The organism is Pseudomonas sp. P8_229 (assembly GCF_034008635.1).
Lineage (GTDB): Bacteria > Pseudomonadota > Gammaproteobacteria > Pseudomonadales > Pseudomonadaceae > Aquipseudomonas.
On sequence record NZ_CP125378.1, the window covers coordinates 2,958,949 to 2,974,972 of the forward strand.

Annotated in this window: 13 protein-coding genes; 6 read left to right on the forward strand and 7 right to left on the reverse strand. The window is 55.7% G+C overall.

Annotation, left to right across the window (positions count from 1 at the left end):
• Positions 1–2 precede the first annotated feature (2 nt).
• The 7 genes from rsmG to rpmH all read right to left on the reverse strand — a co-directional run bounded on the left by rsmG (position 3) and on the right by rpmH (position 7,021).
• Entirely contained in the window at positions 3–647 is a 645-nt protein-coding gene (rsmG, locus tag QMK55_RS13475; protein ID WP_038359549.1) for a 16S rRNA (guanine(527)-N(7))-methyltransferase RsmG, read from the reverse strand.
• Complete coding sequence (gene mnmG / locus QMK55_RS13480) at positions 644–2,542, reverse strand: tRNA uridine-5-carboxymethylaminomethyl(34) synthesis enzyme MnmG (protein WP_320329350.1); 1,899 nt, start codon at positions 2,540–2,542, stop codon at positions 644–646. Before mnmG ends, rsmG begins: the two co-directional genes overlap by 4 nt.
• Positions 2,543–3,093: 551 nt before the next feature.
• Entirely contained in the window at positions 3,094–4,464 is a 1,371-nt protein-coding gene (gene mnmE / locus QMK55_RS13485; RefSeq protein WP_102355516.1) for a tRNA uridine-5-carboxymethylaminomethyl(34) synthesis GTPase MnmE, read from the reverse strand.
• 81 nt (positions 4,465–4,545) lie between these two features.
• Positions 4,546–6,228, reverse strand: coding sequence for a membrane protein insertase YidC (yidC, locus tag QMK55_RS13490; RefSeq protein ID WP_047596981.1), 1,683 nt, complete (start codon positions 6,226–6,228; stop codon positions 4,546–4,548).
• A 2-nt stretch (positions 6,229–6,230) separates the two neighbouring features.
• Entirely contained in the window at positions 6,231–6,476 is a 246-nt protein-coding gene (gene yidD, locus QMK55_RS13495) for a membrane protein insertion efficiency factor YidD (RefSeq protein ID WP_010565858.1), read from the reverse strand.
• Positions 6,469–6,870 (reverse strand): ribonuclease P protein component, encoded by a 402-nt coding sequence (rnpA, locus tag QMK55_RS13500; RefSeq protein WP_201771622.1) that lies wholly within the window; start codon positions 6,868–6,870, stop codon positions 6,469–6,471. Before rnpA ends, yidD begins: the two co-directional genes overlap by 8 nt.
• A 16-nt stretch (positions 6,871–6,886) precedes the next feature.
• Complete coding sequence (gene rpmH / locus QMK55_RS13505) at positions 6,887–7,021, reverse strand: 50S ribosomal protein L34 (RefSeq protein ID WP_003213577.1); 135 nt, start codon at positions 7,019–7,021, stop codon at positions 6,887–6,889.
• A 566-nt stretch (positions 7,022–7,587) separates the two neighbouring features.
• Between rpmH and dnaA the strand changes: the two genes are divergently transcribed.
• The 6 genes from dnaA (at position 7,588) to QMK55_RS13535 (ending at position 15,993) form a co-directional block, all read left to right on the forward strand.
• Positions 7,588–9,111 carry a chromosomal replication initiator protein DnaA gene (gene dnaA, locus QMK55_RS13510; RefSeq protein WP_102355514.1) on the forward strand — a complete coding sequence of 508 codons (1,524 nt, stop codon included), beginning with the start codon at positions 7,588–7,590 and terminating at the stop codon, positions 9,109–9,111.
• Between the two features lie 39 nt (positions 9,112–9,150).
• Positions 9,151–10,254: a DNA polymerase III subunit beta gene (gene dnaN, locus QMK55_RS13515; RefSeq protein ID WP_102355513.1), complete on the forward strand. Its 1,104-nt coding sequence runs from the start codon at positions 9,151–9,153 to the stop codon at positions 10,252–10,254.
• A gap of 14 nt (positions 10,255–10,268) precedes the next feature.
• Positions 10,269–11,372: a DNA replication/repair protein RecF gene (gene recF, locus QMK55_RS13520; protein ID WP_102355512.1), complete on the forward strand. Its 1,104-nt coding sequence runs from the start codon at positions 10,269–10,271 to the stop codon at positions 11,370–11,372.
• A gap of 5 nt (positions 11,373–11,377) precedes the next feature.
• Positions 11,378–13,795, forward strand: coding sequence for a DNA topoisomerase (ATP-hydrolyzing) subunit B (gene gyrB / locus QMK55_RS13525; RefSeq protein ID WP_102355511.1), 2,418 nt, complete (start codon positions 11,378–11,380; stop codon positions 13,793–13,795).
• Between the two features lie 820 nt (positions 13,796–14,615).
• A complete protein-coding gene (locus tag QMK55_RS13530; RefSeq protein WP_320329351.1) occupies positions 14,616–15,194 on the forward strand; it encodes a transposase in 579 nt (192 codons plus the stop codon).
• Entirely contained in the window at positions 15,175–15,993 is an 819-nt protein-coding gene (locus tag QMK55_RS13535) for a hypothetical protein (protein WP_320329352.1), read from the forward strand. The genes QMK55_RS13530 and QMK55_RS13535 overlap by 20 nt, the downstream gene beginning before the upstream one ends.
• The last annotated feature ends 31 nt before the right edge of the window (positions 15,994–16,024 follow it).

Here is a 16,024-nt window from a genome sequence, read left to right on the forward strand (position 1 = left end):
AATCATGCCGTGCGGCGCAGTATCAGCAGATGGCGTTGGCCTTGGCAACCGGGTACGGCCAGGGCGTGTTCGCTATCGAGTTTGAAGTCTGCCGGCAATGCTACCAGCTCATCGGCCGGATGAACGCCCTTCATTGCCAGCCAGCGCGTATCGGCATCGCCGAGATGGCGAGTCCAGTTGGTGAAGTTCTCCATGCTGCTGAACGCCCGGGAAATGATCCCGTTGAACGGCTGTGCAGGCTGGAAAGCTTCGACGCGACTGTGGATAACTTGCAGGTTATCCAGTTTGAGTTCGAGTTTGACCTGGGTCAGGAAGCGGGTTTTCTTGCCGTTGCTGTCCAGACAGGTCACTTGCGAGTCCGGGTACAGGATCGCCAACGGGATCCCCGGCATACCGCCGCCGCTGCCGACGTCGAGCCAGCGGCCGTTTTCGATGAACGACATCACGCTCAGACTGTCGAGCAAGTGCCGCGAAACCATTTCGTCCGGATCACGCACAGCAGTCAGGTTGTAGGCCTGGTTCCATTTGATCAACAGGGCCAGGTAACCCAGCAGCAATTCGTGCTGGGCTTCAGTGAGATTGACACCGAGCTCGCGGGCTCCTGTGGATAACTCTTCGGCGTGTTGCGAAGTGACCTTAGAACTCAAGCGCTTTGCTCCAACTGACGGCCCGCGCCGCGTTTTTTCAAATGAATCATCAACAGCGAAATCGCTGCCGGGGTCACACCCGGGATCCGCGAAGCCTGGCCCAGCGTCTCCGGACGCGTCGCACCGAGCTTGCCCTGGATCTCCTTGGAGAGACCGGAAATGTTGGTGTAATCGATGTCCACAGGCAGTTTCGTGTCTTCACTGGCGCGCAGACGGGCGATTTCGTCCTGTTGACGGTCGATGTAACCGGCGTATTTGGTCTTGATTTCAACCTGCTCGGCGACCTGTGGATCTTCGGCGCCGTTGCCGGTCACTTCAACCAGACCAGCGTAGTCGATTTCCGGACGACTCAAGAGGTTGAGCAAGTTGTATTCGTGGGTCAGCGGCGTGCCGAATTTTTCGGCAATCGCATCGCCCTGCTGAGTATTTGGACGAACCCAAGTGCTTTTCAGGCGCTGCTCTTCCAGTTCGATGCTTTCGCGTTTCTTGCAGAACGCCGCCCAACGCGTGTCATCGACCAGGCCGAGCTCACGACCTTTTTCGGTCAGACGCAGGTCGGCGTTGTCCTCACGCAGGATCAGGCGGTACTCGGCACGGGAAGTGAACATGCGGTACGGCTCTTGGGTACCGAGGGTGATCAGATCATCGACCAACACGCCGATGTACGCTTCATCGCGACGCGGACACCAGGCATCTTTGCCCTTGGCGCGCAATGCAGCGTTGGCGCCAGCGAGCAAACCTTGGGCGCCAGCTTCTTCGTAACCGGTGGTGCCGTTGATCTGGCCGGCGAAAAACAAACCGCCAATCGCTTTGGTTTCCAGGCTGTACTTCAGGTCACGCGGATCGAAGTAGTCGTACTCGATCGCATAACCCGGACGCACGATGTGCGCATTCTCCATGCCACGGATCGATTGCACGATCTGCAATTGCACGTCGAACGGCAAGCTTGTGGATATCCCGTTCGGGTACAGCTCATGGGTGGTCAGACCTTCCGGTTCGATGAACACCTGATGGCTTTCCTTGTCGGCAAAGCGGTGGATCTTGTCTTCGATCGACGGGCAGTAACGCGGACCGATGCCCTCGATTTCGCCGGCGGCGGAGTACATCGGCGAACGATCGAGGTTCGCGGCAATGATTTCGTGAGTGCGGGCGTTGGTGTGGGTGATCCAGCAACTGACCTGCCGTGGATGCTGCTCTTTGTTACCCATGAACGACATCACCGGGATCGGCGTATCGCCTGGTTGCTCGGTCATCACCGAGAAATCCACAGACTTGCCGTCGATACGCGGCGGCGTACCGGTTTTCAGGCGACCGACACGCAGTGGCAATTCACGCAGGCGGTGAGCCAGTGCGATCGACGGTGGATCGCCGGCGCGACCGCCGGAAAAATTCTGCAAACCGATGTGGATAAGTCCGCCAAGGAACGTACCGGTAGTCAACACCACGGAATCGGCGAAGAACCGCAGGCCCATTTGCGTGACAACACCGCGCACTTGTTCCTGCTCAACGATCAGGTCATCAGCGGCTTGTTGAAATATCCACAGGTTCGGCTGGTTTTCCAGAATTTCGCGAACAGCGGCCTTGTACAGAATCCGGTCGGCTTGTGCACGAGTGGCACGCACGGCCGGGCCTTTGCGGCTGTTCAACACGCGAAACTGGATGCCGCCCAAATCGGTCGCCATGGCCATCGCGCCGCCGAGGGCGTCGATTTCCTTGACCAGATGGCTTTTGCCAATGCCACCGATGGCCGGATTGCAGCTCATGGCACCGAGGGTTTCCACGTTATGCGTCAGCAACAGGGTTTTTGCCCCCATACGTGCTGAGGCCAGTGCTGCCTCGGTACCGGCATGACCGCCGCCGATGACGATCACTTCAAAACGGGAAGGGAAATCCACCACGCACCTCGTGCCTGCTTAAGTAGGTAATTCAGGAATAGTTTGAGATCAGGTTTCTGGACCTGGTCGACAAGTATAGGGACTTCGCCCTTCCTAAAGAACCCTTTGCACAAAATTTAACCAGCTGTGGAGAACTCAAGGTTAAAAGAATAAAAAAGAGAGAAATTTATAAAACCTTTGTTTTTATGTTTATTTTTACTGACCGACATTTCTGTGGATAGATCTCTACAGGCCTTATTATTCAATATGTACAGCGTTTCAAAACCCTGTGACCAGGTGCCAATGAGGCCCTTGGATAACCGGTTTAAGCCTGTGGATGAATGGGGTGGTTATCCACAGGGGCAGTTATATCCAGTTTTGTAGCCCTGTTATCAACTGACCTCATTGGCAGTTATTCACAGGGCTTAATCCACAGAAAATGGCTGAATGGGGATGATGCGGGCACGAAAAATCCGCTCAGGGAGAGGGGATTTGCCCAGCACTGAAGGAAGGTGTGGAGAAAGAGAGGAGCAGACAGGCCGCGAACGGGCCTGTCTGTGTACAGCAGAAGACTATTTACCGATGCAGAAGCTGGAAAAGATCCGGCCGAGCAGGTCATCGGAACTGAATGCTCCGGTGATTTCCCCCAGGGACTGCTGTGCCTGACGCAAATCTTCAGCCAGCAGTTCACCTGCGCCTGCCAATGTCAGCTGCGCGCGCCCGTGTTCCAGCGCGGCACTGGCATGCCGCAGGGCCTCAAGATGCCGACGGCGGGCACTGAAGCTGCTTTCCGAGGTTTGTTCATAGCCCATGCAGGCCTTGAGGTGTTCACGCAGCAATTCCAGACCGTCACCGGCCGATTTGGCGCTAAGGCTGATGGTGACATGGCCATCCTCGCTGACTTCCAGGGCAATCGCTTCCCCGGTGAGGTCAGCCTTGTTGCGGATCAAGGTGACTTTGGCTGGATCCGGTCGGGTTTCGAGGAATTCCGGCCACAGCGCAAACGGATCTGCTGCTTCCGGAGCGGTCGCATCGACGACTAAGAGCACGCGATCCGCTTCAGTAATGGCTTTTAACGCGCGCTCAACGCCGATTTTTTCCACCTGATCGTCGGTATCGCGCAGACCAGCGGTATCCACTACGTGCAACGGCATGCCATCAATGTGGATATGTTCACGCAGGATGTCTCGCGTAGTACCTGCAATCTCAGTCACGATCGCTGCTTCGCGTCCGGCCAGGGCATTCAACAAGCTGGACTTGCCAGCATTCGGACGACCGGCTATCACCACGGTCATACCATCACGCAACAAGGCACCCTGCCCGGCTTCGCGAAGCACTGTGGACAGTTCATCGCGGACCTTGTCGAGCATGCTCAGCACATGGCCATCGGCAAGAAAGTCGATTTCCTCTTCCGGAAAGTCGATGGCGGCTTCGACGTAGATGCGCAGCGCGATCAATTGTTCGGTGAGGTTATGCACACGCAGGGAAAACGCACCTTGCAAGGAACGCAGGGCATTGCGTGCAGCCTGTGCAGAACTGGCTTCGATCAGATCGGCGATCGCCTCGGCCTGGGCCAGGTCGAGCTTGTCGTTGAGGAACGCACGTTCGCTGAATTCGCCCGGCCGCGCCAAGCGGCAGCCCAGTTCCAGACAACGTTTGAGCAGCATGTCCAGAACGATCGGGCCGCCGTGGCCCTGCAGTTCCAGTACGTCTTCGCCGGTGAACGAGTTCGGCCCAGGGAAATACAGGGCCAGGCCTTCGTCCAGCACCTGCTGATCATCACTGAAAAACGGACCGTAATGAGCGTATCGCGGTTTCAGTTCGCGGCCGCTGATGGCTTTGGCCGCAACACTGGCCAACGGCCCGGAAATACGGACGATGCCGACACCACCGCGACCTTGAGCGGTAGCGACGGCGGCGATGGTTTCACGAGGTGCGCTCATAAAACGGTATCCAGACAAAAGTGACAGATAGCAAAACGCCCCACTAGGGGGCGTTTTGAGTGGTGTTATCCACAGAGTAAGTTACGCCTCGGCTTTTTTCGTCGCCGCTTCGATCTTACGCGTGATGTACCACTGTTGGGCAATCGACAGGCAGTTGTTCACAACCCAGTACAGCACCAGACCCGCAGGGAACCACAGGAAGAAGAAGGTGAAGATGATTGGCATCATTTTCATGACCTTCGCCTGCATCGGATCCGGCGGAGTCGGGTTCAGACGCTGCTGGATGAACATGGTTGCGCCCATGATGATCGGCAGGATGAAGAACGGATCCTTGATCGACAGGTCGGTGATCCACAGCATGAATGGCGCCTGGCGCATTTCCACACTTTCCAGCAGAACCCAGTACAGCGAAAGGAAAACGGGCATCTGCACGAGTATCGGCAAGCAACCGCCCAGCGGATTGATCTTCTCTTTCTTGTACAGCTCCATCATGGCCTGCGACATTTTCTGCCGGTCATCGCCATGTTGCTCTTTCAATGCAGCCAGTTTCGGAGCAACGGCACGCATGCGCGCCATGGATTTGTAGCTGGCAGCCGACAACGGGAAGAAGATCCCTTTGATCAGCATGGTCAGGAAGATGATCGACCAGCCCCAGTTACCGACAATCGCGTGGATGTGTTGCAGCAACCAGAAGATCGGTTGAGCGATGAACCACAGAATGCCGTAGTCGACCGTCAGTTCCAGACCTGGGGACAACTCTTTCAGCACCGCCTGGCTTTTCGGGCCGGCGTACAGAATGGCGCTGGTTTCAACTTTTGCACCCGGTGCAGCGGTCAACGAAGGACCGGTGTAACCGATGATGTAGTTGCCTTTGCTGTCTTTACGCGTCTGAACGATGTTGTTTTCGCCTTTCGGCGCAACCCACGCAGTCACGAAGTAGTGTTGCAGCCAGGCTACCCAGCCACCGGTGACGGTTTCCTTGAGCTGACCTTTGTCCATGTCTTTCATGGACACTTTCTTGTACGGCTCGGAACTTGTCCACAGGGCGGCGCCCAGGTAAGTCGCGGTACCGGTAGCAGTGGTCGACGAAGGGTCGGCACTGGCGTCGCGCTTCAGCTGAGCGAACATCGAACCGGACCAGGGCTGAGCGCTCTGGTTATCCACAAGGTAGGTCACGGTCACGTCATACAGGCCGCGTTTCAGGGTGAAACGCTTGATGTAGTTGACGCCGTCCTTGCTGAACTTCAGGTCGACGACCAGTTGGTCCTGACCGTCAGCCAGTTGATAACTTTTCTTCTCCGAGGCGTAAACCGGACGACCGGCCGGGCTAGCGTCCGGACCGTTGGTGCCGATCAGGCCGCTTTGTGCCAGATAAGTACGCTCGCCGCCGTTGTCGAACAGCTGGAACGGAACATCCGGACGGTCCTGACGACGTGGATACAGTGGCAAGGTCAGTTGCGCAACGTCACCGCCCTGTGGATCGATCGCGAGATCGAGCACGTCGGTTTTGACCTGGATCAGATCCTTGCTGGCAGCGACCGGAGTTTCCACAGGTGCGCTGGTATCGCTTGCGGCACGCGGAATATCGTCACTGGCGGAAGCGTTATTGCCAGGAACGGTGTCCGGCAAACCGGATGCAGTCGTACTGGAAGCAACATTCTGAGTCGGCAGGGCAGCCTGGCCATAGTCCTGGTTCCATTTAAGAACCATAACGTAGGACACGATTGCCAGGGCGACGATCAGGATCGTGCGTTTGATATCCATGATTACTCGGCCATCGAAGAAGAACGGGAGGTAGGGATAGGTGGAACCGGGTCATAACCACCGGGATTCCACGGATGACAGCGACCTAAACGACGAAAGGTCAGCCAGCCACCGCGCAGAAGGCCATGATTTTCGATGGCTTCTAACGCGTAGCAGGAACAACTGGGGTAGAAACGACAGTGATCAGCCATCAGGGGACTAATGGCATAGCGATAAAACTGGATCGGAACGAGGGCCAGTTTACGCATCTGGACTGTCTACCCCTACAGTTTCGGCTTTGACTGCTGGAACTGGCTTGTTACGGGCCAGCCGCTTCCAGAGTTTGCCGAAATGCTGAATCAATTCGGGGTTTTCTACATCGCCCAAACCTTTGCGCGCGACGATAACGATGTCCCAGCCGACCAGTGAATCCTGGTGCAGGCGAAACGATTCGCGCATAAGACGTTTGAGACGATTGCGCTCGACGGAGAGCTTTACGCTCTTTTTCCCGATAACCAGCCCGAGACGGGGGTGATCAAGATCGTTGTTGCGCGCAAGGAGCAGGAGATTTTTCCCCGGAACCTTGCCGGTAGGGGAGTCAAAGACTGCCTTGAAATGCCGGGGGGTAAGCAGACGCTTTTCCCGACTGAAGTCCTGACTCACCTCCAGTACCGGATTATCAAACTGCCAGACGCGCACGACCTTTGGCGCGACGACGCGACAGGACTGCGCGGCCGTTCTTGGTAGCCATGCGAGCACGGAAACCGTGGGTACGAGCGCGTTTGATAGTGCTTGGTTGGAAAGTACGTTTCATGTCGTGTTACCTGGTTCGTCCACAACGGGCCGGAATGGCCCCCGTTTTAAGAGACCGGGGATTCTAGAGAAAGCAAGCCTTCAGGTCAATTTCCAACCAGCGTTTCCTTATAAATAGATCTCTGGAGCTTCCTGAACCGAAATCCGGTTTGCCAGATATAAAAATAAAGAAGGGAATTATTTAAAGCTTTTCTGTAAAGCTTGTAAAAGCTAGGGCGGCCATCTTCTGTGGATAACCATATCCAGCCCTTGTACAACGTGATGTACAGAGAATGACAACTACAGTGGAAAACCGTGGTCAGCCTGTGCTGCGCTATCGGATAACCTGTGTGTGGAAACGTCAGTTATCCACAGTCTGGTTATCCACCGAGTTCCACCCCCAGTTGTCCAGTGCCCTCAGAGGCGGTTATCCACAGAGCTTATTCACACACCGTTGGTCGCCTTTTTGCTGGTTAACGCATTGATTAATCATGTTCACCACACAACCTGCATGTGGATAAGTGGACCGCTCGCCGTTACAATGGCCGCTTGTTTTTGCCTCACCGGCTTTCAACTTAGGGGATATCCGTGTCAGTGGAACTTTGGCAGCAGTGCGTGGAGCTTTTGCGCGAGGAGCTGCCTGCCCAACAATTCAACACTTGGATCCGTCCACTACAGGTCGAAGCCGAAGGCGACGAGTTGCGCGTCTACGCACCGAACCGTTTTGTGCTGGACTGGGTCAACGAAAAGTACCTGGGGCGCGTCCTTGAACTGCTGGATGAGCACGGCAACGGCATGGCGCCTGCGCTTTCCTTATTAATAGGCAGTAAACGCAGTTCGGCACCGCGTGCCGCGCCGAATGCGCCGTTGGCTGCTGCGCAAGCGTCCCTGGCTCAAGCCAATGCCGCGCCGGTCAGTGCTCCAGCACCGGCCCCGACGGCTGCACCGACCAAACGCTCGACGCAGAAAACCGAGGAAGTCAGTGAAGAGCCGTCCCGCGACAGCTTTGATCCGATGGCTGGTGCGGCCTCGCAACAGGCCCCGGTTCGCGCCGAACAGCGCAATGTTCAGGTTGAAGGTGCGCTCAAGCACACCAGTTACCTGAACCGCACTTTCACCTTCGAGAACTTCGTTGAAGGCAAGTCCAACCAGCTCGCCCGTGCGGCGGCCTGGCAGGTGGCTGACAATCCCAAGCATGGCTACAACCCGCTGTTCCTTTATGGCGGCGTCGGCCTGGGTAAAACCCACTTGATGCACGCTGTGGGTAACCACCTGTTAAAGAAGAATCCGAATGCCAAGGTCGTGTACCTGCATTCCGAGCGTTTCGTGGCCGACATGGTCAAGGCGCTGCAACTGAACGCGATCAACGAGTTCAAGCGTTTCTACCGTTCGGTGGATGCCCTGCTGATCGACGACATTCAGTTCTTCGCCCGTAAAGAGCGTTCGCAGGAAGAGTTTTTCCACACCTTCAACGCCCTGCTTGAAGGTGGCCAGCAGGTCATTCTCACCAGTGACCGCTACCCGAAAGAAATCGAAGGCCTTGAAGAGCGCCTCAAATCCCGCTTCGGCTGGGGCCTGACGGTTGCCGTCGAGCCGCCGGAACTGGAAACCCGCGTGGCGATCTTGATGAAGAAGGCCGACCAGGCCAAAGTCGACTTGCCGCATGACGCCGCGTTCTTCATTGCCCAACGCATTCGCTCCAACGTCCGTGAGCTGGAAGGCGCGCTGAAACGCGTGATCGCCCACTCGCACTTCATGGGCCGCGACATCACCATCGAGTTGATTCGCGAATCCCTGAAAGACCTGTTGGCGTTGCAGGACAAACTGGTCTCTGTGGATAACATTCAGCGCACCGTCGCCGAGTACTACAAGATCAAGATCTCGGATCTGCTGTCCAAGCGCCGTTCGCGCTCGGTCGCACGTCCACGTCAGGTAGCCATGGCGTTGTCCAAGGAACTGACCAACCACAGCCTGCCGGAAATCGGCGATGTGTTTGGCGGTCGCGACCACACGACGGTGTTGCACGCCTGCCGCAAGATCAACGAACTTAAGGAATCCGACGCGGACATCCGCGAGGACTACAAGAACCTGCTGCGTACACTGACCACTTGATGAACACCAGCGCAGCTTATTAAGGCAAGGGACTAGACCATGCATTTCACCATTCAACGCGAAGCCCTGTTGAAACCCCTGCAACTGGTCGCAGGCGTCGTTGAGCGCCGACAGACCTTGCCGGTACTCTCCAACGTGCTGTTGGTCGTCGATGGCCAGCAACTGTCGCTGACCGGTACCGACCTGGAAGTCGAGCTGGTCGGTCGCGTGCAACTCGAAGAGCCGGCCGAAACAGGTTCCATCACCGTGCCTGCGCGCAAGCTGATGGACATCTGCAAGAGCCTGCCCAACGATGCGCTGATCGACATCAAGGTCGACGAGCAGAAACTGGTCGTGAAGGCGGGCCGTAGCCGCTTCACCCTGTCGACCCTGCCGGCCAACGATTTCCCGACGGTGGAAGAAGGCCCGGGGTCGCTGACCTGTAGCCTGGAGCAAAGCAAACTGCGTCGTCTGATCGAACGCACCAGCTTCGCCATGGCCCAGCAGGACGTGCGTTATTACCTCAACGGTATGCTGCTGGAAGTGTCTGAAGGCATCATCCGCGCTGTGGCCACCGACGGTCACCGTCTGGCCATGTGCTCGATGAAAGCCGATATCGGTCAGCCGGATCGCCATCAGGTGATCGTGCCGCGTAAAGGTATTCTCGAACTGGCGCGTCTGCTCACCGAGCCGGACGGCAACGTCAGCATCGTCCTCGGTCAGCACCACATTCGCGCCACCACCGGTGAATTCACCTTCACCTCGAAACTGGTCGACGGCAAATTCCCGGACTACGAGCGCGTTCTGCCAAAAGGTGGTGACAAGCTGGTACTGGGCGATCGTCAGGCACTGCGTGAAGCCTTCAGCCGTACCGCGATTCTGTCCAACGAAAAATACCGTGGTATCCGTCTGCAACTGGCCAGCGGCCAGTTGAAGATCCAGGCCAACAACCCGGAACAGGAAGAAGCGGAAGAAGAAGTGGGCGTTGAATACAACGGCGGCTCGCTGGAAATCGGCTTCAACGTTAGCTACTTGCTCGACGTGCTGGGCGTGATGACCACCGAGCAGGTTCGCCTGATCCTGTCCGACTCCAACAGCAGTGCGCTGGTGCAAGAGTCCGACAATGACGACTCGGCTTACGTTGTCATGCCGATGCGTCTGTAATCAGCTGACCCTGGATGTCCTTAAGTCGTGTTTCGGTCACCGCGGTGCGCAATCTGCACCCGGTGACCTTCTCCCCTTCCCCCCGCATCAACATCCTTTACGGCGCCAACGGCAGCGGCAAAACCAGTGTTCTGGAAGCCATTCATCTGCTGGGGCTTGCCCGTTCGTTTCGTAGCACGCGGCTGTTGCCGGTCATCCAGTATGAGCAACTCGCCTGCACCGTGTTCGGTCAGGTCGAATTGGCCGAGGGTGGCCATAGCGCATTGGGGATATCCCGCGATCGTCAGGGCGAGTTCCAGATCCGCATCGACGGTCAGAACGCCCGCAGTGCTGCGCAACTGGCGGAGATCCTGCCACTGCAGTTGATCAACCCTGACAGCTTCCGCCTGCTCGAAGGTGCGCCGAAGATTCGCCGGCAGTTCCTCGACTGGGGCGTGTTCCACGTCGAGCCACGGTTCATGGCGACCTGGCAGCGTTTGCAGAAGGCCTTGCGCCAGAGAAACTCCTGGCTGCGGCATGGTACACTTGACGCCGTTTCGCAAGCGGTTTGGGACAGGGAACTGTGCCAGGCCAGCGCTGAAATCGATGAATACCGCCGCGCTTACATCAAAGCCTTGAAACCAGTCTTTGAACAAACCTTGAGCGAACTGGTTGAGCTCGAAGGTTTGACGCTCAGCTATTACCGAGGCTGGGACAAAGACCGGGAATTGAGCGCCGTACTGGCTGGCTCCGTGCAACGGGATCAGCAAATGGGTCATACCCAGGCCGGACCGCAACGGGCTGATTTGCGTCTTAGATTGGGCGCACACAACGCCGCGGACATCTTGTCCCGGGGTCAGCAGAAGTTGGTGGTCTGTGCACTGCGGATTGCCCAAGGGCACCTGGTCAGCCAGGCCCGTCGCGGTCAGTGTATTTATCTGGTGGATGACTTGCCGTCCGAGCTGGACGAGAACCACCGTCGCGCGTTGTGCCGCTTGCTGGAAGACTTACGCTGCCAGGTGTTCATCACCTGTGTAGATCACGAATTATTGAGGGAAGGCTGGCAGACGGAAACGCCAGTCGCTCTGTTCCACGTGGAACAGGGCCGTATCACCCAGACCCACGACCATCGGGAGTGAAGGCATTGAGCGAAGAAAATACGTACGACTCAACGAGCATTAAAGTGCTGAAAGGCCTGGATGCCGTACGCAAACGTCCCGGTATGTACATTGGTGACACCGACGATGGCAGCGGTCTGCACCACATGGTGTTCGAGGTGGTCGACAACTCGATCGACGAAGCCCTCGCCGGCCACTGCGACGACATCAGCATCATCATCCACCCGGATGAGTCCATCACCGTTAAAGACAACGGCCGTGGCATCCCGGTAGACGTGCACAAAGAGGAAGGCGTTTCCGCCGCCGAGGTCATCATGACCGTCCTCCACGCTGGCGGTAAGTTCGACGACAACTCCTACAAAGTATCCGGCGGTCTGCACGGTGTAGGTGTGTCGGTAGTGAACGCCCTGTCCGAAGAGCTGGTACTGACTGTTCGTCGCAGCGGCAAGATCTGGGAACAGACCTACGTCCACGGCGTACCTCAGGCTCCGATGGCCATTGTTGGCGACAGCGAAACCACCGGTACCCAGATCCACTTCAAGGCTTCCAGCGAAACCTTCAAGAACATTCACTTCAGCTGGGACATCCTGGCCAAGCGTATTCGTGAACTGTCCTTCCTCAACTCCGGTGTCGGCATCGTCCTCAAGGACGAGCGCAGCGGCAAGGAAGAGCTGTTCAAGTACGAAGGCGGCTTGCGTGCGTTCGTTGAATACCTGAACACCAACAAGACTGCGGTCAACCAGGTGTTCCACTTCAACATCCAGCGTGAAGACGGCATCGGCGTGGAAATCGCCCTGCAGTGGAACGACAGCTTCAACGAGAACCTGTTGTGCTTCACCAACAACATTCCGCAGCGCGACGGCGGCACCCACCTGGTGGGCTTCCGTTCGGCCCTGACGCGTAACCTGAACAACTACATCGAGCAGGAAGGTCTGGCGAAGAAGCACAAAGTCGCGACCACCGGTGACGACGCACGTGAAGGCCTGACCGCGATCATCTCGGTGAAAGTGCCGGATCCGAAGTTCAGCTCGCAGACCAAAGACAAGCTGGTGTCTTCCGAAGTGAAGACCGCGGTCGAGCAGGAGATGGGCAAGTACTTCTCCGACTTCCTGCTGGAAAACCCGAACGAAGCCAAGCTGGTCGTCGGCAAGATGATCGACGCGGCCCGTGCTCGTGAAGCGGCGCGTAAAGCCCGTGAGATGACCCGCCGCAAAGGCGCGCTGGACATCGCCGGCCTGCCGGGCAAGCTCGCTGACTGCCAGGAAAAAGACCCGGCACTGTCCGAACTGTACCTCGTGGAAGGTGACTCCGCGGGCGGCTCTGCCAAGCAGGGACGTAACCGCAAGACCCAGGCGATCCTGCCGTTGAAGGGCAAGATCCTCAACGTCGAGAAGGCTCGTTTCGACAAGATGATCTCGTCCCAGGAAGTGGGTACGCTGATCACCGCGCTGGGCTGCGGCATCGGTCGCGATGAGTACAACATCGACAAGCTGCGTTATCACAACATCATCATCATGACCGATGCTGACGTCGACGGTTCGCACATCCGTACCTTGCTGCTGACCTTCTTCTTCCGTCAGTTGCCGGAGCTGATCGAGCGCGGCTACATCTACATCGCCCAGCCGCCGCTGTACAAGGTCAAGAAAGGCAAGCAAGAGCAATACATCAAAGACGACGACGCCATGGAAGAGTACATGACTCAGTCGGCCCTGGAAGATGCGAGCCTGCACCTGAACGAAGAGGCCCCGGGCATTTCCGGTGAAGCCCTGGAGCGCCTGGTAAACGACTTCCGCATGGTAATGAAGACCCTCAAGCGTCTGTCGCGCCTGTACCCACAGGAACTGACCGAGCACTTCATTTACCTGCCGGCCGTCAGCCTGGAAATGCTCGGCGACCACGCCAAGATGCAGGACTGGCTGGCCCAGTACGAAGTCCGTCTGCGCACCGTCGAGAAGTCGGGCCTGGTCTACAAGGCCAGCCTGCGTGAAGACCGTGAACGTGGCGTGTGGCTGCCAGAGGTTGAACTGATCTCCCACGGCCTGTCGAACTACGTCACCTTCAACCGCGACTTCTTCGGCAGTAACGACTACAAGACTGTCGTCACCCTCGGCGCTCAACTGAGCACCCTGCTCGACGAAGGCGCCTACATCCAGCGTGGCGAGCGCAAGAAAGCGGTCACCGAGTTCAAGGAAGCTTTGGACTGGCTGATGGCTGAAAGCACCAAGCGTCACACTATTCAGCGATACAAAGGTCTGGGCGAAATGAACCCGGATCAGCTGTGGGAAACCACCATGGACCCAAGCGTGCGCCGCATGCTGAAGGTCACCATCGAAGACGCCATTGGCGCGGATCAGATTTTCAACACCCTGATGGGTGATGCGGTCGAACCTCGCCGTGACTTCATTGAGAGCAATGCGCTGGCGGTATCCAACCTGGACTTCTAGGTTGCTGTAGGTTCACACAATAGTTGATCATTTTCACAAATACATGATCGACGGACTCAAATGCAAAAAGGCCAATTCATTGAATTGGCCTTTTTTATTTCCTCGAAAATTCGATTTCTATCCTGCTCTCCCGGTCACTGGTTACTAACTTATGGGGGCGGAAGCGGACGACTGCCTAGATATAGGCGTGTTCGGAGTTGATTGAATGTAGCGAGATGAGCGCGTCTGAGTGAGTGATACCGCAAGTATCGAAATGAACGCTCAACGCGTATCAATAACGGATCAATTCGTCAAGGAGATATTGAAGATTTTCGTGGAGAAAGACGAATGGTAGGAGTAAAATCTGGCACGCCCTTACGCCGTAAGAGCGTCCCAAAAAAATCAGCCGGTTACGTTAACTTGTTGAAGCAAGTTCCTAACGGCCATCGGTAACAGCAAATGCTTTGAGGACCTATCTGGACAATAGGTTTAAGGCATAACTGCTTTCTTCGACGATCTCATGAGGAGGCATCGAAAAATGTAGATACTGCAGAATTAGAGGCTCTGACAGCGCCTACAACCAGGTACATCTTGCGTAACGAACCCGCGCAATTTCTGCCTTTTTTTGGCGCTTGTCAATCCTCTCCCAAAAAATCGACTTCAGCGAGGGCCCTCGACGGGGAAGTGTTGCCTGTCGAAAGCCCCTCCTGGAGCCCGCTCTGCGTCTGAGTTATCCGGTGCAGCGCAGGTGCTTGTCTCAAAGATTTGTGGAGGTGTTCAATGTCAGTGCGTAAGGTTCATTACCAGGAGTTCGAATCATATAAGGATCTCTTTTCCTTCCGTGAAGAATGGAGGCCCTGTTCAGTGTGAATCACAACTGGAAAGCGGTTTTGTCAGGCTTCTGGAGCTTTCTCCCATCGTCCGCAGTTATCTCGTACAGCCAAGCCTCGAGTTAGTTTCTATCAGTGGCTCAACCAAAAAATACTATCCCGACGTACGTGTGTACCTTATGGATGGTCGGGAATGGTGGTTCGAAGTCAAGTACCAAAAGAGCTTGTTGATATCCAGCGTCAAGCTAAAAATGGAAGCAGTTAAGCAGCACTTTTTTACTACCGACCGCAATTTTTCAATCGTTACCGACCTGCTTATTCACAGTCAGCCTTTGTCGAAAAACTTACAAAAACTTATGTACCACCGTCGTGGGCCTATGCTCACGGCTTTGCGTATGAAAGAAATCCACCAGCGGCTTCAAATGCAGAAGCCTGAAACTTTGAGTGAGCTTATTGCTATTTTTGGCAAGGCGGACGCTTGGCTTTTTTTGGGGTTAGGAATTGTAGGTGTAGATCTCGAAATACCTATTTCCGATGTATCGAAAATCTTCATTAACGGTGGGCACCGCCATGCAGATATTTTCGCTTAGGGCAAAATTAGTTGTCTTAGTACGCGGCGTTAAAATGAAGCTCGAACGAAGATTGGTAGATCGTCGCTTGCTATTTTTCGATGAGCTGGGTGAACCTACTAAATTAACTGAGGCTGAGTTTTATAGTGGGTACGAAAAGCGGGAAATTGAAGTTTGCCCAGACCAACCTTTTATTGGAGAAATCCCGCACGTTCGAAACGCACCCCCTGATCTATCTTGCTTTCCGGCCCGTCATAGCCAAGAGGCATTGCGTCGCAGGGCATATCTTGAGGGCGTGAGAGAGGAAGGGAAATCGAAACTTCCGAGTGAAGAAATCATGCTGGATAAATTGAAAGAAATAACAAGAAGAATCGGAGACTCATGTGTTCCGTCGATAAGTACTATTAGACGGTGGGCTTCGAAATATATGGGAAAAGACGTCTTAAAGTTGCTACCAAAGCACTCTAAGAAAGGACGTGCAGCATCGATTACTGGCGAGCTGAAAGATATCCTTGATGAGGTCATCGATGAGTTGTATCTGAATGAGACGGCTGTCAGTGTTTCGAAAGTTATTGGTGAGTTAGATCTAAGGATCAAGGAGTCAAATCTTGGTCGATTGCCTTCTAACCAACTGGCGATGCCAAGTGGAATGACTATCCGCAGGTATATTGCCAACCTTGATCCCTACTTGGTAGACGAGGCTCAGTTAGGTAAGCATGCGGCGAAAAAAAGCACCGAGCGGCTACCGGAGTACTCCGGGTCAATCATATTCTGGAGCGTTGGGAAATCGACCATACCCTGCTTGACTTGTTGCTTGTAGACGAAGAGACCGGCTTGGTAATTGGGCGTCC

Coding starts and splice junctions, on each gene's coding strand:
- rpmH (WP_003213577.1), bottom strand. CDS start 7,021: ATGAAACGTACTTTCCAACCAAGCACTATCAAACGCGCTCGTACCCAC.
- yidD (WP_010565858.1), bottom strand. CDS start 6,476: ATGCGTAAACTGGCCCTCGTTCCGATCCAGTTTTATCGCTATGCCATT.
- mnmE (WP_102355516.1), bottom strand. CDS start 4,464: ATGAGCGCACCTCGTGAAACCATCGCCGCCGTCGCTACCGCTCAAGGT.
- yidC (WP_047596981.1), bottom strand. CDS start 6,228: ATGGATATCAAACGCACGATCCTGATCGTCGCCCTGGCAATCGTGTCC.
- QMK55_RS13535 (WP_320329352.1), top strand. CDS start 15,175: ATGCAGATATTTTCGCTTAGGGCAAAATTAGTTGTCTTAGTACGCGGC.
- dnaN (WP_102355513.1), top strand. CDS start 9,151: ATGCATTTCACCATTCAACGCGAAGCCCTGTTGAAACCCCTGCAACTG.
- recF (WP_102355512.1), top strand. CDS start 10,269: ATGTCCTTAAGTCGTGTTTCGGTCACCGCGGTGCGCAATCTGCACCCG.